The sequence below is a fragment of the Nostoc sp. PCC 9305 genome (assembly GCF_963920915.1).
In the GTDB taxonomy this organism is placed as follows: domain Bacteria; phylum Cyanobacteriota; class Cyanobacteriia; order Cyanobacteriales; family Nostocaceae; genus Nostoc.
Window position 1 is genome coordinate 46165 of the sequence record NZ_CAWUDN010000036.1, and the last position, 20568, is coordinate 66732.

Genomic DNA, 20568 nt, shown 5'->3' on the forward strand with positions numbered 1-20568 from the left:
CTTTGCTCTAAATTCAAAATTAACAATCGCCATCATGCTTTTCTCTCTGCGTTTTCTATACCTCTGCGGTTTAAAAGTAATTTATTCAACCACAGAGGCGCAGAGAACACGGAGAAAAGAGAAATTATTACCCCAAAATTTTACCCAGCTTGAAAGGGCTACTCTAGCTTTTATTGGATTGGGGATTGATCCTCAGTTATTTGAGATTCATTCACTAGAGGATTGAGGACGACTTCATTAGCAACACTATCAGCTTTCCGGGCACGAATTGCTGGACGCGATCGCTTGTAACCAGCTCTTTCAGCTTTTTGGTGTTCGTAATCAATTAATCTGCCATAATATTCGTGCTTGCTTAAATTCATCGACAAGAAAATATGCTGGCGAGTATTACCAAAACCTTTGCGGTTAAAAAACTTTAATGCTGAAGTATTGGTGGGGTCAGTGTCTACCAGCATAAACCGCGCCCCATCTTCAATCATCCGAGCGACGACTTTATCAACCAACTTGTCTGCAACTCCCCGACGCTGATATTTTGGACTAACTCCCAGCCATAAAATATATCCATAAGTCCAGGATGCTTTGGTGATGATCGTTCCCAAAACGAATCCTGCTAATTCCCCCTCTGTTTCAGCCACAAGACAATATTCTGGATCGGTGTTGTAAAGTCCAATTACCTCCCATTCGTCCCAGGTGCGGTATAAATAAGGATATAAATCACTGGTAAATAACCCTTCTCCCAAGTGGTAAACGGCAGCAATGTCATCAATTCCTAATTCGCGCACATAAATTGCTTCAGTTTCGTCAAAGGTTGACATAAATTTACATAAATTTAAAAGTTATAGCTTCTTTATACCCCGATTGGATTTTACAAACATCCTCTAATTTATAGGGTTGAGTGAGACTTCTTGAATACTGTCAAAATTTGGCAATGAGTCTTTCATTGCTTCTTTAGTAGCTTGTGTGCGTAGTTTACCGCCGTGGGCATCGCACCGTTTGGCAAACTGACAATAATCACAGGTTTTGCTACCCTCCACCACTTGGGGAAACTGCTGGTTATTTTGATAATTTTCCAGCCAATGAGTTAACCGACTTAATAGTTGATTAAGTTTCTTTCCTGTTTGTGTATGTTGAGCAGTACTGTAATTAAATTTAATATTTTGCGGTTTACCCTCAGATTGAACAAACCAATAAGTCATAGAAATATTTTCTGGCAAATAGTCGCTAGTTTCTGCCAATACATACAGATAAAGCCGTGTTTGCCAGTTTGATTCTAACTTGCGTTTATTGGGTGGTTTAGGATAAGTTTTCCAGTCGAGAATTTGAGCTTGTTGGTTATCTGCAATCAATAAATCATAGATAACTGTGAGCAAATAATCCTGAACTTGCAAAGTGCGGTAGTGTTCGCTTTCACGGAAAGTTTGATTATCAGATGCAGTGGTTAAGATTTCTGGCGCTGCATCAGCAAAACCTAGCATCCAGCTTTGCAGTTGAGCATCTGCTTGCAGGAAACTATCAATTGGCAAACCCATTTCTCGCTGTTGCATTAGCAAGTGAAAACGACTACCCAAAGTTTGCCGTTCTTCTTGTTCTGGATTTGAGGGGGAATTGAGTTTTTCTAGATAGGTATGTTGAAATTTACGCGGACAAGTTTCTAGTAAGTTAAGTTGTCCTTGAGATAGTCGCAATAGTTGAGTGGGAGTTGACAGCATTCTTCTATTTTAGAAGTAAATTATAATCTGCAACTCACCTTTGGTAGAGTATCTGTAAAAAACAGGTAATTAAAGTCAGTGAAGGAGTTACCCCCTTCACTGCTCTCCAAAACGGAACGTGATAGTTTCCCATCATTCCGCTCCTCAGTAAAACGGCTGTTGTCATCAGTACGTCGTTGCCAACATATCGTTTTCCCCGTTAGTTTACGGGTTCCACAGGTGGCTTAGGTTTAACACTATTAATGTGCTAATTTCTTACCGAGACTACCATCAAGGGCAGTCTTTTTATCATGGCAATGTCGATGGAGTAGTTGCCAATTCTCGTATGAGTTCCGTCCACCAATGGATGTAGGAACACGGTGGTCAACTTCAATCGAATCTCCATCTGTGAAGTAGTTATAGCAGTGAGCGCATAGGGTGCATCCCAGTTTTTATTATTCCAAAACAAATAAATAACTGGGAAGGTTTGTTACAGAAAACGGAAGTCAGGAAGTAAGGGGACATCAGGAAGGGATAATAAAGTCATCAAGACTAGGTGTATCAATGACTCCTGAAGAAGAACAACAGATAAAAGAATATTCTCGTGCAATAGCAAAGATACTGTACAAAAGTACTACGAGTGAGCAACTCACAAGTTTGGCAAAAATAGAAGAAGTAGTACGCTCTCAAATGCAGGAATATGTCATGCTAGAAGTAGGGGTTTTTTTATCGAAAATGCCACAGGAGAAAGCAGCGGATATAAACGAAAGATAAAAAGTATTATTGGAGAACTGCCAATTACAAACTCTCAAGCACAAAAGCTAGAAATTAGACCCCATAATCAATTGAGTCCATATCTAGAAGCTTGTTGTTTACGAATTAGCGCGTCGGTATCGTATCAACGTGCGGCAGAAGATATTGAATATTTAACTGGTGTAGAAGTATCAAAAAGTGTGCAGCAACGACTAGTACATCGTCAAAATTTTGAATTACCGCAAGTAGAATCAACCTTGGAGGAATTGAGTGTGGATGGGGGAAATATCCGCATTCGTACAATCAAGGGACAAGTGTGTGATTGGAAGGGTTATAAAGCTACCTGCTTACATGAAAAACAGGCGGTTGCTGCCTCATTTCAAGAAAATAGTCTTGTAATTGATTGGGTCAAAAGCCAATCACTTGCTCCTATCTTGACCTGTCTTGGCGATGGCCATGATGGTATTTGGAATATTGTCCGCGATTTTGCTCCTGAACACCAACGTCGGGAGGTACTTGATTGGTTTCATCTGATGGAAAACCTACATAAGATTGGCGGTTCTAATCAACGGCTCAATCAGGCTAAAACCCAACTCTTGCAAGGAAAAGTTGATGATGCTATCGCTGTTTTTGCTGACTGTCAGCTAAAACAAGCTTTGAATTTCTGTGCTTACCTTGAGAAACATCGACACCGGATTGTCAATTACCAATATTATCAAGCAGAACAAATCTGTTCCATTGGTTCTGGTGCTATTGAGTCTACTGTTAAACAGATTGACCGTCGAACCAAAATTTCTGGCGCACAATGGAAATCTGATAACGTTCCTCAAGTCTTAGCTCATCGTTGTGCTTATCTCAATGGATTAATCTTTGCTCGCTAAATAAAAACTGGGATGCTCCCCTTCGTCTTTTAGTTTGTTCAGGGTATGGGCAAGTCTTGTTTTACTCGGTTTTAGTTCTAACCCAATGTCACTTAACCACTTCTCTATCTCTGTTTTACACAGTTTTATGACTTCTAAATTCTGATGAACTACCACGAAGTCATCTGCGTATCTGATTAATGAAATCGATTTCAGCTTATCTCTGACACTCATTTGAGTATTATCGGGTCGCTTCATGTCGAATTTTGGGGCTAATCCCATAATCAATTCCTCTAGTCCGTGTAAGGCAATATTCGCAAGAAGAGGTGATATCACCCCGCCTTGTGGTGTGCCTTCGTCGGTTGGGAACAGACTTTTCCCATCCATAAAACCAGCTTTTAGCCAAGCTCGAATTTGTCTTCGTAAGGTTGGATAGGTATTTAATTTTTTGAGAAGTACATCGTGATTAATGCGGTCGAAGCATTTACTAATGTCAACATCCAAAACGCTAAACTTCGCTGTCGTCGATTTCCCATCGGTTGCTGGCACAACACCATCTGCGTCCCCGTCCAGCGTGATCGTCGGCACCGTAATGGTCGGTTGCGCGGCGAGTCGCTGCTCAAGTTCCTCATACATGGGATAGCCAGCAGCAAGTCCAAGGCGATGGCGGTAGGAATGAATGACGACCTCCACATAATCGGGGTTGTCGAAGGCGCTGGCGTGTTGATCGAGCGTTGCCTCGTCAAAGTGCCAGTTCGGCGAATTGCGAGTCCAGAGAATCCTTGCAATCTCACGTCTGTTAGCCGTCAATCCGGCGCGTCCGCGCTCGGTCTGGAAATAATATTGGTACCAGATACCAGATTCGATCGCGGGTGAAAGTGGCAACCCTGCTTTAGCAATATCCTGGATCAGGTAGCTATTGACGGACACCAGACCTGTGCATCGTTCAGGCCAAAGAGCCGCAACAACGCAAGCGGCTCGTCCACCCCAGTCATAGCCAGCAAGCACAGCACGGTTCAGCTGTAATGCATCCATCAAGGCGATCGCATCAACACCAATCGCGGCTTGCTGCCCGGAGCGTGGTGTGGCGCTGTTGAGAAAACTGGTTGATCCATGTCCCCGCAGGTAGGGAACATCCTATTGCAGATATTTCTTCAATTGGGCAGCAGCTTGAACAAATAGAGAGCGGACTTGTGGCAGTTCGGCTAAACCATTGAGCAGTCCGAAGTCATGAATCATACCGTTGTACTGCACCGTTGTCACCTCGACCCCAGCTTCATCGAGCTTGCGTCCGTAGGCTGTGCCTTCGTCATGCAAAATATCGCTCTCTGCAACCACAATTAATGCTGGAGGCAAGCCTTTGAGTTGCTCAAGCGTCGCCTGTAGGGGAGAAGCATGGATGTCTTTGCGCTTTTCTGGATCAGCGATGTACATATCATACATCCACTTCATCGTTGGTACTGTCAGAAAACGCTGATCGCCAAATTGGTGATAAGAATTCGTTTCAAAATCAGCATCTACAATAGGCCACATCAGGATTTGCAGCTTGATGTGTGGCCCTCCTTTTTCTTTCGCTTTCAAAGCAGTGACAGTTGTCATGTTGCCGCCGACACTGTTGCCAACGACTGCCAAATTCTTGCCATCCACCCCAATCTCCTCACCATGCTCGGCAACCCATTTGGTAGCAGCATAAATTTCATTGATTGCCTGTGGGTACTGAGCATCTGGCGTGCGAGTATAGTTGACAAAGACACCTGCAAACCCTGAAAGCACAACCAGATCGCGAACCATGCGCTTGTGTGTTGGGTAATCACCCAGCACCCAACCACCACCATGAATAAAGATGAAAACAGGCAATGTGCCTTTGACGCCTTCAGGTCGTACAATATTGAGGGTAATTGAATAACCATCAGCAGTAATCGTCTTTTCGGATTCTTCAATGCCTGAAAGGTCTACTGAAACAGAAGCTTGTGCATCCGCAAGAACTTGACGTGCTTCGATTGGAGTGAGTTTCTCCAGCGCCACACCCCCTGAATTCAGCACTTTCAAAAATTCCTTTACTCCTTTGGAAAGACGTGGATCATCGGCAACTTCCAGAATTTTTGCTGTTTGCGAGTTTGCTTGAGCAACCATGACATTCTCCTTTAATAACTTGTAAACAATCTGTTGAGATGGCACTGTTAAGTTAATTGATCTAACACTGTTGCTTGATCAGTAGTAATTGTAGTAATGACAATCACTTTTTACCGACATCGTTTAAGAGCCAAAACTATTTGTTACTAGTGGTTAGCTTGGTGTTCTCTACAACGTAAGTGGTCAGAAAGCGGTGAATATGGTCTGCGATAGCGTCTCCATCTTCTTCCAGAGCAAAATGCCCCGTATCAAACAAATGAAACTCCAGGTTTTTTAAGTCGCGTTTGTAGGCATAAGCTCCCTCGACTAAAAAGCCCTGGTCATTTTTGCCCCATACAATTAGCGTGGGTGGTTGATATTGGCGCAAGTAAGCTTGCCATTGTGGATATAACTGCACATTGGACTGGTAGTCGTATTTTAATGCCAATTGAATATCTATATTGCCAGGGCGATCGAGGAGTGCCTGATCCAGAGTCCAGGTATCGGGACTGATGTTTTCTAGATTCCTGGCTCCAGTGGTATAATGCCATTTCGTGCCCTTGCTTGTCAGAGCCTGTCGCACGCGATCGCCATTTTCGGGTGTCTTATTCTGCCAAAAAGCGCGCATAGGCTCCCAGAAATCACCGAGTCCCTCCTCGTAGGCATTGCCATTTTGCACAATCAGCGTCTCAATCTGCTCAGGATGCTGCGTTGCTAATCGATAGCCAATGGGAGCGCCATAATCCATCAGGTAAAGACTATAGCGGTTTAATCCGATCGCAGCGATAAAGCCTGCCATTACTTCGGTAAGGCGATCGAAGTGTAATCAAACTCGTCCACCGTGGGCATGGAACTATAGCCAAAACCTGGATAATCAGGGGCAACAAGATGGAAGCGATCGGCTAAGGCAGATATCAAGTTGCGAAACATGTGAGAGGAGGTTGGAAAGCCGTGCAACAGCAGAATTGTCGGATTACTGCGGGAACCAGCTTCTCGGTAAAAGATATCTAAACCATTGATCGAAACTGTGTGAAATGTGGTCATGCCATTACTCCTTAGACATTTTGAGCGATCGCCCAGCAACTTTTGCACTCAATTAGACAGAGACGGGTTGCAGTCGTGAGGCGAGAAATTGAGCAATATGGTCTGCGATCGCATCGCCTTTTTCTTCCAGGGCAAAATGTCCGGTATCGAGTAAATGCAACTCAACGTCTTTCAAGTCACGCTGGTAGGGATAAGCACCGTCAGCAGGAAAGATGTAGTCATTCTTACCCCAAACAATCAGAGTTGGTGGCTGATATTTGCGAAAATACTCTTGCCATTGCGGATATAATGGTGGATTCGTACCATAGCTATACAGCAGTGCCAGTTGAATCTCATCGTTGCCGGGGCGATCGAGGAAATGTTGATCGATAGTCCAGGTATCGGGGCTGATCGCTTCTAGATTGCGAACACCGTTGGTATATTGCCACTTCGTCGCTTCCAGGGTGACAAGATATTTGAGCTTTTCAGCATTTTCAGGCGATCGCTCTTGCCAGTATGCCTTAATCGGTTCCCAAAATTCGCGCAGACCTTCTTCGTAGGCATTCCCGTTTTGAACAATCAGAGATTGCACGCGCTCTGGATATTTAGCGGCAATCCGATAGCCTATCGGTGCGCCATAATCCATCACATAAAGACTGTACTTTTTGAGAGCGATCGCAGCAATGAATTTTTCTACAATCTCAGCCAAGCGATCAAACGTGTAATCAAATTCATTTACAGTTGGCATTGAACTGTTGCCGTAGCCAGGATAATCGGGTGCAACGAGATGGAATTTATCAGCGAGGGCAGGTATGAGATTACGGAACATGTGAGAGGAAGTTGGAAAGCCGTGCAATAACAGAATCGTTGGATTATCACGGGAACCCGCTTCACGGTAGAAGATATCTAAACCATCGATGGAAACTGTGCGATATGTCGTCATGAAATTACTCCTTATAAGTGATAAAAGTGACATGATGGCGTTTTACGACAGGTCGATCTATCTCACATCCTGACGATGGATCTGCTCCTGAAAGTAGTCCCGCCAGCTTTAACTTCTTTTAGACTTCAAATCTGTGCCATACCACCATCAACAAACAACTCAATGCCGTTCACAAAGCTACTGTCATCTGAAGCCAGAAAAACAACGGCTTTGGCAATCTCATCGGGTTTGCCGACTCGTCCTAGTGGGATGGCGCTGGCTTGGCTGTCTACAAATTCTTGCAACTGCTGGTCATTCAATCCCAGATGATCGTAACCAGGAGTCGGGACCACACCAGGGCTAATGGCATTCACTCGGATCTTGCGTTCTTTGAGGTCGAGTATCCAATTCCGAGCAAATGATCTCACGGCGGCTTTGGTGGCGCTGTAAACACTGAAAGCTGGCGTACCTTTTATAGAAGTAATCGAAGCATTCAGGATAATAGAAGCACCCTCTGGCAACAGTGGCAGTGCCTTTTGTACAGTGAACAGCAAACCTTTGACGTTTACGTTGAATGTTTTGTCAAAGTGTTCCTCAGTGATTGCTCCAAGTGGCGCAATTTGTCCACCGCCAGCATTAGCAAAGATGATATCGAGGTGTCCTTGCTCTTGCTTGATGGTGGCAAACAGACGATCGAGGTCTGCCAGATTAGAAACATCGCTCTGCACAGCCGTAACATTTTTACCAATGGCTTCTACAGCAGCATCCAGTTCGATTTGGCGACGACCCGTGATGTAAACATAAGCACCTTCAGCAACAAACTGTTTAGCTGTGGCAAGACCGATGCCACTGTTGCCACCCGTGACAAGGGCGATTTTTCCTTCTAGTTTTGTCATAATGTTAATCCTTTGATTGTTGGGTTTAAAGCGGTCAGTTACGAATGGCACTAAGAAAAGCCCAAAGGCTTGGTCGTCTTGTTCCCAGCCTGGAGGCTGGGAATGTATTTAAAAGAGGCTCTGCCTCTTGTCAAGCTCCTGGAGGCGGAGCCTCCCAGAATGGGTTCCCAGCCTAGAGGCTGGGAACTAGTCAGAGCACAACCTTGTTTTCACCTGCCCAGACAGTAAACTCTCCTTCCAGCACATAAAGTTGTTCGGAATAGCGTGTATGGCGATGGGGTGGAGTCTGTGTACCAGGAGTGAAATAGCCCTCAATCAGGTCGTATTTACCGTCAGTCGTGGTGCGATCGGCGAGGATAGTGAGGCGAGAACCAAGAAGCCAGAATGATTTTGTCATGGAATAGATGCTTCTAATGAATGAATTGTATTACGAATGCTCAAGTTTGCGGTTCAGATAAGGCAGGCTTTCATGCAGTTTTTAGATAGACAAGTGTGACAAATTTTTAACATTAAGCTTGTTGGGAAGACTTTGCGAGGTACGCTCCGCTTTAATTAAATCTGCTGCCTTCTCAGTAATCATGATAGTAGGTACGTTCGTATTTCCCGTGGTGCTCGTGGGCATGATGGACGAAAGGTTGGCAGGTTTACGACCGGTAATTCGTTCATCAACAGCGTGAAGCTCACTGTTACTAACAGGTCAAGCGAGCAGGCGCAACGATTCATTCCAGAGCCGATCGGCATTGTCTGGGTTCAGGGCGTAGGGGGCAACTCCGCTTATATAGCCGTTCCCGTTGGTGACGAGAGTGGCTTCATTGCAGTCCTCGAAATAGCGTCCGCTAACGCCCTTTAGTAGCAAAGAGGTTGCCAACAGAACGGAAGTTGCCGCACCCTGCGCTATTGTCTTCTGCCGCTCAGGTGGGGTTCTAAGACCGCCCGTATGACGCTGGAGGTTGGTTGCGATCGCCCCAGGCATCAGGGCATTAGCGGTAATGCCATCTTTGAACCAGCGCGCAGTAGCACCCACAGCAAAGAGGATGCTTGCGGTCTTGGACTGTCCATACGCTAACCACGGATCGTAAGGACGGAACATGAAGTGAATATCATCGAACACAATGGGCGACATCAGGTGTCCGCTAGAACTAACCAATACGATACGGGCGGCACCCTCGGCAGCGAGAGCGTCGTGTAGTCCGAGCGCTAGGGCAAAGTGTCCGAGATAGTTAGTGGCAAATTGCATCTCCCAGTCTTCGGGTGTCCGCTGTTCGGGCAGTGCCATTACCCCTGCATTATTAACAAGGATGTGCAGCGGCCCACGCCAGGCAGCAATGAACTTGGCAATTGAGTTGCGATCGCTTAAATCAAGCAAAGCAACATGAATATTCCGGTTCCCAGTAGTAGCCATAATGTCAGCTGCGACTTGCGCTCCAGCATCGGTGTTACGCACAGCTAGAGTGACGATCGCTCCAGTTTGAGCCAGTGCCCGCGCCGTTTCTACGCCGATGCCCGATGCGGCTCCCGTAACGATCGCCCGCTTGCCGGAAAGATCAATTCCTTCTACGACCTCGGCGGCGGTGGAATGTCGTCCGAATGGTGTTGTAATCAGTACCATTGTGTATTCCTTTAGAGATTGATCAAAGACAATCGCTCGTTTCTAAATAGATGAATACGCCGGATTTTGGACGTTAGATTTGCTGAGAACCGTTCGTGCTTTGCGACCTGCTTTAATTAAATCTGCTGCTTTCTCACCAATCATGATGGTGGGTGCGTTCGTATTTCCCGTGGTGATTGTTGGCATGATGGAGGCATCAACAACTCGCAATCCCTCAACCCCATGTACCCGCAACTCAGGATCGACCACTGCCATTGGGTCAATGCCCATTTTGCAAGTGCCAACCGGATGCCACACAGTACTGCAAGTGTCCCGAATGTAAGCTTCGAGTGCTGCATCACTCTGCTTGTCAGCACCTGGAGCGATTTCCTTACCGCGAAACTCATCCAAAGCACTTGCACCGAACAAGTTACGGAGTAATTTAATCCCGACAACTAACTTTTGCACATCAGTTTCACTTTGGAGAAAGTTCATTTGAATCATCGGTGTGTCTTTGGGGTCGGGGGAACGCAAACTGACACTACCAATGTTTTGAGGATGAGTTAAACAGACGAGACTTGTAAATCCTAAGCCAGAGTGGGCATAACCAGGCGGTGCCAACACAACTGGGCCGAAGAGAAACTGTAAATCTGGCGCGGCATCCAGATTACCCGGAGTATGCAAAAACAAGCCAGCTTCAGCGACACTACTGCTGCTTGCCGTGTGTAAATCCTGAGTTGCCTCGTGTGCCACGGACACAACAGGGTGGTCTTGGAGGTTTTGACCGACACCAGGCAAATCAGCCACTACCGAAATTCCCAAAGTTTGCAGGTGTTCTGCATCACCAATACCGGAAAGCATCAGCAGCTTGGGCGAATCGAATACGCCAGCACTTAAAATCACTTCGGAGTTTACCCTAACCTGGTGCAGCATGTCCTCGTGCAGGTATTCTACCCCAATAGTGCGGGTACCCTCAAACAACAAGCGAGTTACCAACGCTCCTGTGGTTACAGTCAAATTGGGACGCTGGAAAATGGGTAACAGGAAGGCAGCGGCGGCGCTGTGGCGTTTACCATCCTCGATCGTCAACTGATAGAGTCCTGCTCCTGACTGCTGCATTCCATTGGGATCGGGATTGTGGTCATATCCTAGTTCCACTGCTGCGTCTACAAAACGTTGGGATACCACAGCAGGCGCAATCAGATCGGTGACACTCAACTCTCCATCGACCCCGTGAAATTCAGACGCGCCTCGTGAGAAGTGTTCTGATTTCTTGAAGTAGGGCAAAACATCAAGGTACGACCAACCGGGATTCCCCAATGACTGCCAGTGGTCATAATCGTGAGAATTACCCCGCAGATAAATCATGATATTAATCGAACTGCTGCCGCCCAGGACTTTGCCACGGGGACAAAAAATTTTGCGGTTATTCAGGTAGGGTTCTGATTGGGAGAAATATGCCCAGTCCACCTCAGAACCTAGTAGACTGAGACATTGCGCTGGGATGTGAATTTCTGGTTTCGTATCGGGATTACCCGCTTCAAGTAGTAACACAGTTGCGTCGCTGTCTTCTGTCAGACGGTTGGCGACAACGCATCCGGCCGAACCTGCACCAATTACAATGTAGTCATAATTAGTCATAAAGTTCTCTTCCTCTGTTATCTACAATGGATAAATGGAGTCAAGAATGAACTGATTAAAGAGCGATCGCTGAAATACTGTTAGTTATTCATTTACAACACCCGATCTGCTGAATTTAACTGCGTACCAATGGTGTATCCACCAAATGCTCTGCCAGAAACCAAACTTGCGTCTCATTGGTTCGCAGGACTTGGCTCACTAATAAATCATTTGTGCCACTATCTTGATTTGCTGCTGTTTTATCGATCGCCCCTCTCAATTCCCCAATGATCAATTCGTGAGCTTCTAGTAACCGCGACAACATCACAGGTACTTCCTCAACACCGTTCGGCGGACGCTTAATCTTAGTGACTTCTGCTACATGACGCGGGTCAGCGATGTCTGATGACAAGCCGCAAAGCGTCTACGCCACGCCTCCGAGTGTTTGTACTCGTTCGCCTAGTGCATCAATTAACTCAATTTGTTCGCTGGCGTGTTTGTCGAGTAACAAATGCAGTTGATAAAACGTATGTCCGCGCATCAACCAGTGATGTTTCTTGTAAAGGTGATAGAGAATAATCGTATCTGCCAAAATTTGATTGACTAAAACACAACTTTCGCTGCGGGCACTGGGGTTGAGAACAATTGGCAAATCACGAAGAGTACCATACTGCTGAATTTCATATCCATGTTGATGCAGTAAGGGTTGACTGCCATCAACTTCAGTGATGCTTGTATTTTGAGTCGGCACGATCGGATCTCCTAAAGTCAATAATTAGGTCTGTTCTATTTGTATGTACCGAGAAAATGCTTCTCTTAAAATTGTGATTAGTTCACAGCAGTGCTGGCTGCTTCAATCACTTTGGTAACTTCTTTTGGATGAGAGATAAAAGGAACATGACTGGAGTTAACTTCGGTTGTCTTAGCATTAATCCGTTTAGCCATAAATCGTTGAAGTTCAGGGTTGATGGCGCGATCGCTCTGAGTGACGATAAACCAGGAAGGAATCGTTTTCCAGGCGATTTCATTCACTGATTGCTCAAATGCGGCGCTGGCGATCGGCTTTTGGGTTGCTGCCATCACTCGTGCCTCAGCCTTTGATACGTCTTGGGCAAAGAATTCGTGAAACTTGCCGCGATCGACATAGAGAAAGTTTGCAGCATCAGACACAATTGCCGTACTAATCGGAGGTGCTGCGTACCTTTTATTCAAATCACTCGTCTTTTCACCGGCATCTGGTGCGAAAGCATTAACATAAACCAGAGCTTTCACCTGTGGATTGCCAGCCGCCGCACCCGTGATTACATTTCCACCATAGGAATGTCCAACTACTACAACAGAACCCTTCTGATTCTCAATCACCCGCTTCGTTGTTGCCACATCATCAGCAAGAGAAGTGAGCGGAATCTGCACAGCAGTCACTCTGTAGCCATCCTGCTCTAACAATGGAATAACGTGTTGCCATGATGTACCGTCAGCATAAGCCCCATGAACGAGAACGATCGCAGGTTTAGAGTTGGACGTTTGAGGTAATTCCTTAGAGGTGGCTGGTGTTGGATGCATTGATATTCCAACGACAACACTTAATGCAAATAACCACAGCAACAATTTTTGAACTTTTTTCCATGTAAAAACTATCATGGCGATCGCCTCTGTATTCTTGCTAAATTGCTGAAATCTCTAATTCTTGCCGTCCGTATAGAAGTTATGAAATACTTGTTGGGATAAGCATCAAAAACCTTAATCATTTGCAGCCACAATGGCTGCCATTATCTGCTCAACAGTCCAGCGATCGAGATAGCGAATTCCATTAATAAACAAAGCGGGCGCAGCCTCCACTCCACTTTGCAGTCCACCTTCAATATCCGCATTGATCAGATTGACATACGCTCCCTTGGATAAATCCTGCAAAAATTGAGAAATATCAAGTCCTAAACGATTGGCATACTCGACTAGATAGCCATTTCCCAATTCCTGTTGATGGATAAACAGCATCTCATGCATTTGCCAAAACTGCCCTTGAGCCGCTGCTGCTTCTGCGGCTTCTGCTGCCCGTTGAGCATGTGGATGAATCTGTACCTGGGGAAAGTGACGGAAAATGAAGCACAAATAATTTTCCCCCAAAGAAACACTAAGCTGTCGCCCAATGACTTTAATCAGCCTGAAAACGTCCGCATTCTGAGAACATTCATAGTCCCCATACATCACAAGCACAACTGTGGCATTCACCATACCTTTTATGTGATCTTGTGTTGAAGGTGGGACGAATAACAAACCGCGATCGCGGTCAAAACTCACTGAAACCTCCGAAGAAGAAAATGCTCATCGCCAGCGATCTCTTCTGAAATCCTTGTACTACCTGAGCTAAAATCTAGTTTTTGGAAAGGCCTAAGTCATTCAGAAGAAAATTAGATGGTGCGTTAACAAAATGTAATAAAGTATACCAAAAACCCCACTTCCATTCCTCTCCCCGTTGGCGTCAGCCTGCCGTTAGACAAGCGGAGAGAGGCTTTGAAATTCCCATTCCCTTGTAGTGAAGGGGGGCTAGGGGGTTAGGTTTCCGAGCCTCAGAAGTTACCAAAAATACTTTTCAAACATCCTCTAAGGTTTAAAAACACGCTCACAAGCAAAATCCCCGGCAGCTTGCTAGCAAAGTTTTTTTCTTATCTAGAGCAGCATTTCTATTTTGAGATTGAGTTTGTTTGATGCTGTAATTAATTTTCAGGGCATCGTCTCCTAATGTATTGTGCTTTTTAATCGCTGTGTTTAAGGTAGGTGCATTCAAATTATTTTCTAGAGTCACACTCGGATTATTTTTGGCAATAGCAGAGTTTCCAGAGAAAGCTATTGCACCAACGATTACGACTCCTAAACCTTTAGCCAAATTCCAAACATCCATAATTCTATCCCGCCTTTTTTACCAATTCTAAATATTCTTTGGCATCAATTAACTAAAGGATTTCGCCGCCAGTGAGCAACTAAACGTTTACATACTTTTGTTGAAGCTTTGGCGGCTTTCTGTACAAACAAATATATGCAATTAACTTTAACTTGTCGTCCCCTAAAAGTTGAAACTTTTGCTCAATAGAGTGATTGATAAATCAGTCCATCTCAAAATGGAATGTTGGCTCCAACTAAAGTTGAAATTTGGATTCCAACTTTAGTACAACTTCCTACAAACTGACAATCCCGCGCTTAACAGCAGTAATCACGGCTTGTGTGCGATCGCCCACAGATGTTCCGTCTTGTTAAGATACTCCTGCACAAGTGCGTGTGCTGATAACCTGGGTGTGCCACTGGGAGGACGATGATCTACCTTGATTCGACAACCAATAATGTGGATAGGTGGCTTGTTTTCGCCTAATTCCGCACGATGAGAAATCGCATAAGTTTGTCCCTCCACGACTTCAGCTTTAGCAGTGTAAACAGGGTTATATCCGAGACTTCGTAGTAAAGGAACTACCCACAGTTCGCGGGTGACGCTGGTAGCGGTATCATCTGCATCTAACCTGTCTAATTGCCGTTGAAATGCTGCCCAATAAGCTTTAGCATCACCCCATGCGATCGCAATTTCATCTGCTAGCTTGTCAGTTTTGGTAAAATCAAAATCCTCTGGTGCTTGCCCTTTGGCATTACCTGCCAGCAATTCGGCAGTAATATCTGCTGCTAGCAAATTCCCTTCAATCTGAACACCTGCTAAAGTAATCCCTGCTACACTCATCTCTCACACACCTAATATTAAAAATTGTCTAAAAAATTACGAATTACGAATTACGAATTTTCCCAGCCTGGAGAATATAAACCCCTAGAATATCCATTGGTAGCTGGGGTTTAACCTGAATCTGTCCTTCTTGGGTGATGGCTCTGACTCGCCGATGGGATTGCGAAAGAGAATGCGATCGCTCTCTAGCAAATAGTTCTAAATAAGACTCAATCTCTGTAATTTTGCTGAGTAACTCTTCAATTTCCGCCTGTTTGATGCCTGGAGGCGCATCACCCACAGGGTTAGCTTGTTCCAGCAAAGATTTTGCATCCTCCGGTGTCGGTCAATTTCATGGAAAATTCTTATGAGTTAGTCGCTGAATTATTGAGATTCAGTCCTAATAAGCGTAAGTACTATCAGCAAGGAGAGAGGGCTATGAGGCTTATTCTATCTGCATCCTAGCCCTTTTTGTAGCCCCGCAAGCGTTGTGAGAGACAATAACTCTACTACGAAACGCCCTACCTCTTCATGCTCTTATTTTGGCAACGGTATTGTTACTGTAGTCAATCTTATCCCCGTATTTACGACGAGAGCAACTATTGGGGTCAGGGCGTTGATAAGGTATATATAATGCCGAATCATAGCGAAGCTTAGAAATTATATGCAAGTTAACTTGACGAGCCATCTGCAAGGCATTGTTGTTCCCAAAGCGTCCATCTAACACTAAGTAAGTAAGGGGAATAAATTTAGCTAATAACTTAAATAGCGACTTAATCATTTTCTGAATTCGGACTAATTCAGATGTGAGAATTACCTGGGTTTTATTCTTGTTTTTACTCCCCTTCGGTCGTCCACGCCCACGTTTCTCTTGCGGTTTTATTTCTTTGATTGGTGACGGGCTACTTTTTTCTATATCGCTCTTTATCACCTGTTCTATCTGAATCGGAAACGAGTGCCTTTGCTCAACACTGACTAATGATAATGTAAAAAAAGATAGCCCTAATATGGGTTTGCTAGCCAGGCTAGAAAAAAATCTATCCAGCCCATAAGTTTGTTTCCCTGATTTACTTATTACAACTTCATCTCCTGCTAGCAAATATACCTCATTTGCACGAAATAAATGCTTGCGGAAGAATACCCAAAACAATGTCGCCTAAGGTATTACCGTATGAAAGAATCTCAACATCGTTCGATAACTACCACCACTACCTGTCCAACGTGATATTCAAGGGCATCGTGACTCGCCCGCTCATTGCTAACATTGCCAGGATTATCTGGTTCAATTGCCGCATCGTCGTAGCGTTTATCTGCGGTAGCAAGCATTGTAGCAGTGATAAGATATCGGACATGGGCTGATTGTGGTTTTTGAGTTGTCGTTGTGAGAGACAATAACTCTACTACATCGGCCCTCTCTCCTCATCCTCTTCTTTTGGCGAAGGTATTGTAATAAGAATTTCCTTAGGAACACTATGAAAGACTATCAGATTATTCAAAAAATCTATGAAAGTGCTAATTCATTAGTCTATCGAGCCATTCTCAAGCCTGATAATCAACCCGTTATTTTAAAGATTCTTAAGGAAAACTACCCAACTATCTCAGAACTAACTCGATACAAGCAGGAATATGAAATCACCCACTCATTAAATACCAATGGAGTTATTAAAGCCTATGATTTGCAGCAATATGAAAATAGTCTAGTTTATGAACGCGCAGCAGAATTTTATATCTCTCTCGGTAGAGAAGAAATAGGACGACTATACCTGAAAAATGCCCATCATTGTTATAGTTGCTGGGGTGCAAAAGCCAAAGTTAAAGCCCTAGAATCGGAGTACCCACAGTTTCTAATGGATATAAACAACCGAAAAGAAGACCAAAGCATTAATACAACTAAATCTACTAGTAGTACAAATCCCCACGTACTCGATCTGATGACAGTTACCAAAGCCTCTCAAGTATTAGCTAGCGAAATTAAACTAGACCAACTGCTGGCTAAGTTAATGAAAACTGTAATTGAAAATGGAGGTGCCCAAAAAGGCTTTCTGATACTGGAAAAAGATCATAAATGGGCGATCGAAGCTGAAGGGATAGTAGATTCTGATGATGTGACTCTACTACGATCGCTTCCCATTGACTCTGTAGATGGCGATCGCCAGACACCTATCCTACCAGTTGCGATCGTTAACTATGTTGTCCGTACTCAAGAAAATGTAGTACTTAATAACGCAACCGTTGAAGAACAGTTTATCCGCGATCCCTACATTGTCGCCACTCAACCAAAATCGATTCTCTGTACTCCTTTGTTAAATCAAGGCAAACTAAGCGGTATTTTATATTTAGAAAACAATTTAACCACAGATGCATTTACCAGCGATCGCATTGAGGTTTTAAGAATTCTTTCGGCTCAAGCTGCTATCTCCATTGAAAATGCCCGTCTCTACGGACAGTTAGAAGATGATAACCGAAATCTAGAGATGAGAGTAGACGAGCGCACTCAAGAACTCTCACAAACCCTAGAAATTCTCAAAGCTACCGAAGCCTATTTGAATATTAGGAATAGGCATAGATTTTTAAACTCACTAACTCTAGAAAATCTCAAAGCCACACAAGCCAAACTGCTCTTTGAAAACGAGTTACTCAAAAGTGGCGAACAACCCTCTACCTTTGACTATCAAGTGGGAGGAAGTTTGCCGATGGATGCCCCTACTTATGTTGTGCGTTCAGCAGACCGTTATCTCTATAAGGCATTGAAGCGCGGGGAATTTTGTTACATTCTCAATCCTCGGCAGATGGGCAAGTCAAGTCTGATGGTACGCATGATACATCACCTCCGGCATGAGGGATTTAGCTGCGGGGCGATCGATCTGACCCGCATTGGTAGCGAAAACGTCACGCCTGACCAATGGTACAAAGGCTTAACAGTAGAGCTATGGCGAAGTTTTGGTTTATTAAGAAAGGTTAATCTAAAAAATTGGTGGCAAGAGCAAGGAGATATTTCTTCAGTTCAGATATTGAGTCAATTTATTGAAGAAGTTTTGCTAGTAGAAGTTACTCAAGAAAATGATACTATAGCTAAAAACTTGATAATTTTTATCGATGAGATTGATAGCTTCTTAAGTTTAAAATTCCCAGTTAATGACTTTTTTGCGCTAATTCGCTCTTGCTATAATCAGCGTAGTATTAATCCAGAGTATCGACGTTTAACCTTTGCTCTTTTTGGAGTAGCTACCCCTGGGGACTTAATTACTGATCACCAAAGAACGCCTTTTAACATCGGTCAGACCATTCAATTAGAAGGGTTTAAAGAGCATGAAGCGCAACCTCTACTTCAAGGATTGACCGAGAATGTGAGCAATCCTCAAACAGTTTTAAAAGAAGTGTTAGCCTGGACTAATGGGCAGCCCTTTTTGACTCAAAAGCTCTGTAGATTTATCCGCAATTCTTCATCTCCTATCCCTAACAATAGAGAAGCTGAATGGATTGAAAATTTGGTGCAAAGGTCGGTAATACAAAATTGGGAATCACAGGATGAACCAGAGCATTTAAGAACCATCCGCGATCGCCTTCTCAAAAGTAAACAATCCGTTCGGTTACTAGAACTCTACCGTCAAATTTTGCATCAAGGAGAGATTATTGCAGTTGATAGTTCAGAGGAAAGAGAATTGCTTTTGTCAGGGCTAGTAGTCAAGCAACAGGGAAAATTGAGAGTTCAGAACCGTATTTATGAATCTATTTTTGTTTGATTTACGAAACTTTTGTTTAATCTGGAAAGTGAAAGAAGAGGTCTATCCTTCTGGATAATTTAATTTGTCTAAACAATACTATTGTACTAATAAATGGCAGATATTGTGTTACTTGCGTAACTCCTGTTGTCTTTACTGTTATCTTTATTAGTCGCATTTGTCTGTAATCTCTATGAACCTTGATAGTCTGTTTGAGATTGTTGATCGCCTGCTAATTGAGAGCCACAATCGCCCCCTTAATTCCACCGAAAATCTGATTCTGCGTGGGATTTGGCAGTATAAAACTTATAACCAAATAGCTATAGAGGCAGGTTATAGTCCTGGCTACTTTACCAATGTTGTTGCCCCAGAATTGTTTGGGCGACTTTCTGAGGTCATTGGCCAGCGCGTGACCAAGAAAAACTGTCAGGTGCTGCTGGAATCTTATGCCATCGTTGAAGCAGCTCCAAATACAAAACTTTTGAAAGAAGACCTGACGCAATTTCCCCCCACAGTTAATCAGGATACGTCACCTTCCTACCCCAGCGGCTCAGTTGCTCTCGCCTCTCCCTTTTACCTCAAACGTTCTTACCTTGAGGAGCAAATCTATCAAGAAATTAAGAAACCAGGAGCGTTAATCAGGATCAAAGCTCCCAGAGAAATGGGCAAAACTTCACTGTCGCTGAGGATTCTTGACTATGCCAAGCACCAGGGTTACTGCACTATCAGCTTGAATCTAGAACAAGTCGAGCAGACAATTCTGAGCGACTTGAATCAACTTTTGCGCTGGTTGTGTGCCAATATCGCCCGCCAGCTTCAGCTTCAACCAATGTTAGACGAGTATTGGGATGAAGATTTGGGAAGTAAAGTTAGCTGCACCGTCTACTTTCAAGAATATCTACTAGCGTCAATTAATACTCCCCTGATCTTGGCGTTGGATGAAGTGAACCATATTTTCGAGCATCCCCAAGTAGCGAAGGATTTTCTACCTCTGTTGCGTTCTTGGTACGAAGAAGCAAAAAGACTGCCGATTTGGCAAAAGCTTCGTTTAGTCGTTGTTCACTCAACAGATATTTATGTTCCTCTTGAACTTAATCAGTCTCCTTTCAATGTAGGATTACCGATTCAGTTAGACAACTTTAGCCAAGAAGAGGTACAACAGTTAGCCCAACGCTATGGACTCAATTGGACAGATGGAGAAGGAGCTAGACAATTAATGGCAATGGTCGGGGGACATCCGGCACTAGTAAATTTAGCTCTCTATCATCTAAGTCGAAACGAGGTAACTCTGTCGCAACTACTAGAAACTGCTCCCACTGCTAGCAAAATTTATTCTTATCACTTGCAGCGTCACTGGGCAACCTTGCAAAAACAGCCTGAGTTAGCACAAGCTTTTGATAACGTTCTGAATGCTAATGAAGCTATTCTCTTAGATCCCATCCTTACTCATAAGTTAAGCAGTATGGGGTTGATTAAACTTTCTGGATCTAAAGCGATCGCAAGTTGTGAATTGTATCGGCGATTTTTTACAAAAAAAGAGCAGCATTTGGCGTTGCAGAATCAAAATATGAATTAGTGCGATTGCTATGGAATGTCCAAGATGTGGATTAATCCGCATTCGCAAAAATAGTCAGGACTTACGCAACTGGCACAGGCGATCGCTAAAATATAGTGCTTTTGTACT

The 20568-nt window shown here is 44.1% G+C and carries 20 protein-coding genes and 3 pseudogenes; 4 read left to right on the top strand and 19 right to left on the bottom strand.

The window, feature by feature from the left end; genetic code table 11:
- Positions 1 to 170: 170 nt before the first annotated feature.
- The 3 genes from ACM0OX_RS15520 to ACM0OX_RS15530 form a co-directional block, all read right to left on the bottom strand.
- A complete protein-coding gene (locus ACM0OX_RS15520) occupies positions 171 to 815 on the bottom strand; it encodes a GNAT family N-acetyltransferase (protein WP_414515896.1) in 645 nt (214 codons plus the stop codon).
- 63 nt (positions 816 to 878) lie between these two features.
- Positions 879 to 1709, bottom strand: a complete 831-nt coding sequence (locus ACM0OX_RS15525; protein ID WP_414515898.1) for a PD-(D/E)XK nuclease family protein — start codon at positions 1707 to 1709, stop codon at positions 879 to 881.
- 239 nt (positions 1710 to 1948) lie between these two features.
- Positions 1949 to 2137: an HNH endonuclease gene (locus tag ACM0OX_RS15530; RefSeq protein ID WP_414515927.1), complete on the bottom strand. Its 189-nt coding sequence runs from the start codon at positions 2135 to 2137 to the stop codon at positions 1949 to 1951.
- Between the two features lie 115 nt (positions 2138 to 2252).
- Between ACM0OX_RS15530 and ACM0OX_RS15535 the strand changes: the two genes are divergently transcribed.
- Positions 2253 to 3322, top strand: a protein-coding gene (locus tag ACM0OX_RS15535) for an ISKra4 family transposase (protein ID WP_414515900.1) whose coding sequence is annotated in 2 segments (ribosomal slippage) — positions 2253 to 2409 and positions 2409 to 3322 — 1071 coding nt in all. Because the reading frame shifts where the segments join, the coding sequence is not laid out codon by codon here.
- Here ACM0OX_RS15535 and ACM0OX_RS15540 read toward each other — a convergent pair.
- The 15 genes and pseudogenes from ACM0OX_RS15540 to ACM0OX_RS15610 form a co-directional block, all read right to left on the bottom strand.
- The gene (locus ACM0OX_RS15540) at positions 3305 to 4426 is read right to left on the bottom strand and encodes an alpha/beta fold hydrolase (protein ID WP_414515929.1); all 1122 of its coding nucleotides are present in this window, start codon (positions 4424 to 4426) and stop codon (positions 3305 to 3307) included. The two genes, ACM0OX_RS15535 and ACM0OX_RS15540, sit on opposite strands and share 18 nt — an antisense overlap.
- 12 nt (positions 4427 to 4438) lie before the next feature.
- Positions 4439 to 5479: an alpha/beta hydrolase gene (locus ACM0OX_RS15545; RefSeq protein WP_414515901.1), complete on the bottom strand. Its 1041-nt coding sequence runs from the start codon at positions 5477 to 5479 to the stop codon at positions 4439 to 4441.
- Positions 5480 to 5570: 91 nt separating this feature from the next.
- Positions 5571 to 6212: an alpha/beta fold hydrolase gene (locus ACM0OX_RS15550; protein WP_414515903.1), complete on the bottom strand. Its 642-nt coding sequence runs from the start codon at positions 6210 to 6212 to the stop codon at positions 5571 to 5573.
- Positions 6212 to 6457 (bottom strand): alpha/beta fold hydrolase, encoded by a 246-nt coding sequence (locus ACM0OX_RS15555; protein ID WP_414515904.1) that lies wholly within the window; start codon positions 6455 to 6457, stop codon positions 6212 to 6214. Before ACM0OX_RS15555 ends, ACM0OX_RS15550 begins: the two co-directional genes overlap by 1 nt.
- Before the next feature lie 52 nt (positions 6458 to 6509).
- Positions 6510 to 7379, bottom strand: coding sequence for an alpha/beta fold hydrolase (locus ACM0OX_RS15560; protein ID WP_414515906.1), 870 nt, complete (start codon positions 7377 to 7379; stop codon positions 6510 to 6512).
- A gap of 125 nt (positions 7380 to 7504) precedes the next feature.
- The gene (locus tag ACM0OX_RS15565) at positions 7505 to 8254 is read right to left on the bottom strand and encodes an SDR family oxidoreductase (protein WP_414515907.1); all 750 of its coding nucleotides are present in this window, start codon (positions 8252 to 8254) and stop codon (positions 7505 to 7507) included.
- Between the two features lie 190 nt (positions 8255 to 8444).
- Positions 8445 to 8651 carry a cupin domain-containing protein gene (locus tag ACM0OX_RS15570; protein ID WP_414515909.1) on the bottom strand — a complete coding sequence of 69 codons (207 nt, stop codon included), beginning with the start codon at positions 8649 to 8651 and terminating at the stop codon, positions 8445 to 8447.
- Positions 8652 to 8951: 300 nt separating this feature from the next.
- Complete coding sequence (locus tag ACM0OX_RS15575) at positions 8952 to 9863, bottom strand: SDR family NAD(P)-dependent oxidoreductase (protein ID WP_414515911.1); 912 nt, start codon at positions 9861 to 9863, stop codon at positions 8952 to 8954.
- Between the two features lie 42 nt (positions 9864 to 9905).
- On the bottom strand, positions 9906 to 11483 hold the full coding sequence (locus tag ACM0OX_RS15580; RefSeq protein ID WP_414515913.1) for a GMC family oxidoreductase: 1578 nt from the start codon (positions 11481 to 11483) through the stop codon (positions 9906 to 9908).
- A 115-nt stretch (positions 11484 to 11598) separates the two neighbouring features.
- Positions 11599 to 12213: pseudogene (locus tag ACM0OX_RS15585) on the bottom strand (Dps family protein).
- Between the two features lie 77 nt (positions 12214 to 12290).
- Complete coding sequence (locus ACM0OX_RS15590; RefSeq protein ID WP_414515915.1) at positions 12291 to 13103, bottom strand: alpha/beta fold hydrolase; 813 nt, start codon at positions 13101 to 13103, stop codon at positions 12291 to 12293.
- A gap of 99 nt (positions 13104 to 13202) precedes the next feature.
- Positions 13203 to 13760, bottom strand: a complete 558-nt coding sequence (locus ACM0OX_RS15595) for a DsbA family protein (RefSeq protein ID WP_414515916.1) — start codon at positions 13758 to 13760, stop codon at positions 13203 to 13205.
- Between the two features lie 322 nt (positions 13761 to 14082).
- Entirely contained in the window at positions 14083 to 14361 is a 279-nt protein-coding gene (locus ACM0OX_RS15600) for a hypothetical protein (RefSeq protein ID WP_414515918.1), read from the bottom strand.
- Positions 14362 to 14670: 309 nt separating this feature from the next.
- Positions 14671 to 15183: a hypothetical protein gene (locus tag ACM0OX_RS15605; protein WP_414515920.1), complete on the bottom strand. Its 513-nt coding sequence runs from the start codon at positions 15181 to 15183 to the stop codon at positions 14671 to 14673.
- A gap of 43 nt (positions 15184 to 15226) precedes the next feature.
- Positions 15227 to 15484, bottom strand: coding sequence for a hypothetical protein (locus ACM0OX_RS15610; RefSeq protein WP_414515921.1), 258 nt, complete (start codon positions 15482 to 15484; stop codon positions 15227 to 15229).
- Positions 15485 to 15507: 23 nt separating this feature from the next.
- Between ACM0OX_RS15610 and ACM0OX_RS15615 the strand changes: the two are divergent.
- A pseudogene (locus tag ACM0OX_RS15615) lies at positions 15508 to 15627 on the top strand (IS4 family transposase); the annotation flags it as partial.
- Between the two features lie 91 nt (positions 15628 to 15718).
- Here the strand turns inward: ACM0OX_RS15615 and ACM0OX_RS15620 are convergent.
- Positions 15719 to 16514: pseudogene (locus ACM0OX_RS15620) on the bottom strand (transposase); the annotation flags it as partial.
- A 120-nt stretch (positions 16515 to 16634) separates the two neighbouring features.
- On the opposite strand from ACM0OX_RS15620, the gene ACM0OX_RS15625 reads away from it, so the two are divergent.
- Both ACM0OX_RS15625 and ACM0OX_RS15630 read left to right on the top strand, forming a co-directional pair.
- Positions 16635 to 18905, top strand: a complete 2271-nt coding sequence (locus ACM0OX_RS15625) for an AAA-like domain-containing protein (RefSeq protein ID WP_414515923.1) — start codon at positions 16635 to 16637, stop codon at positions 18903 to 18905.
- A 172-nt stretch (positions 18906 to 19077) separates the two neighbouring features.
- Complete coding sequence (locus ACM0OX_RS15630) at positions 19078 to 20460, top strand: AAA-like domain-containing protein (protein WP_414515925.1); 1383 nt, start codon at positions 19078 to 19080, stop codon at positions 20458 to 20460.
- Positions 20461 to 20568: the final 108 nt, after the last annotated feature.

Excerpts from the sequence above, each read along its gene's own strand:
- ACM0OX_RS15520 (WP_414515896.1), bottom strand. The coding sequence starts at position 815 with ATGTCAACCTTTGACGAAACTGAAGCAATTTATGTGCGCGAATTAGGA.
- ACM0OX_RS15525 (WP_414515898.1), bottom strand. The coding sequence starts at position 1,709 with ATGCTGTCAACTCCCACTCAACTATTGCGACTATCTCAAGGACAACTT.
- ACM0OX_RS15550 (WP_414515903.1), bottom strand. The coding sequence starts at position 6,212 with ATGGCAGGCTTTATCGCTGCGATCGGATTAAACCGCTATAGTCTTTAC.
- ACM0OX_RS15555 (WP_414515904.1), bottom strand. The coding sequence starts at position 6,457 with ATGACCACATTTCACACAGTTTCGATCAATGGTTTAGATATCTTTTAC.
- ACM0OX_RS15560 (WP_414515906.1), bottom strand. The coding sequence starts at position 7,379 with ATGACGACATATCGCACAGTTTCCATCGATGGTTTAGATATCTTCTAC.
- ACM0OX_RS15565 (WP_414515907.1), bottom strand. The coding sequence starts at position 8,254 with ATGACAAAACTAGAAGGAAAAATCGCCCTTGTCACGGGTGGCAACAGT.
- ACM0OX_RS15570 (WP_414515909.1), bottom strand. The coding sequence starts at position 8,651 with ATGACAAAATCATTCTGGCTTCTTGGTTCTCGCCTCACTATCCTCGCC.
- ACM0OX_RS15575 (WP_414515911.1), bottom strand. The coding sequence starts at position 9,863 with ATGGTACTGATTACAACACCATTCGGACGACATTCCACCGCCGCCGAG.
- ACM0OX_RS15580 (WP_414515913.1), bottom strand. The coding sequence starts at position 11,483 with ATGACTAATTATGACTACATTGTAATTGGTGCAGGTTCGGCCGGATGC.
- ACM0OX_RS15590 (WP_414515915.1), bottom strand. The coding sequence starts at position 13,103 with ATGATAGTTTTTACATGGAAAAAAGTTCAAAAATTGTTGCTGTGGTTA.
- ACM0OX_RS15600 (WP_414515918.1), bottom strand. The coding sequence starts at position 14,361 with ATGGATGTTTGGAATTTGGCTAAAGGTTTAGGAGTCGTAATCGTTGGT.
- ACM0OX_RS15605 (WP_414515920.1), bottom strand. The coding sequence starts at position 15,183 with ATGAGTGTAGCAGGGATTACTTTAGCAGGTGTTCAGATTGAAGGGAAT.
- ACM0OX_RS15625 (WP_414515923.1), top strand. The coding sequence starts at position 16,635 with ATGAAAGACTATCAGATTATTCAAAAAATCTATGAAAGTGCTAATTCA.
- ACM0OX_RS15630 (WP_414515925.1), top strand. The coding sequence starts at position 19,078 with ATGAACCTTGATAGTCTGTTTGAGATTGTTGATCGCCTGCTAATTGAG.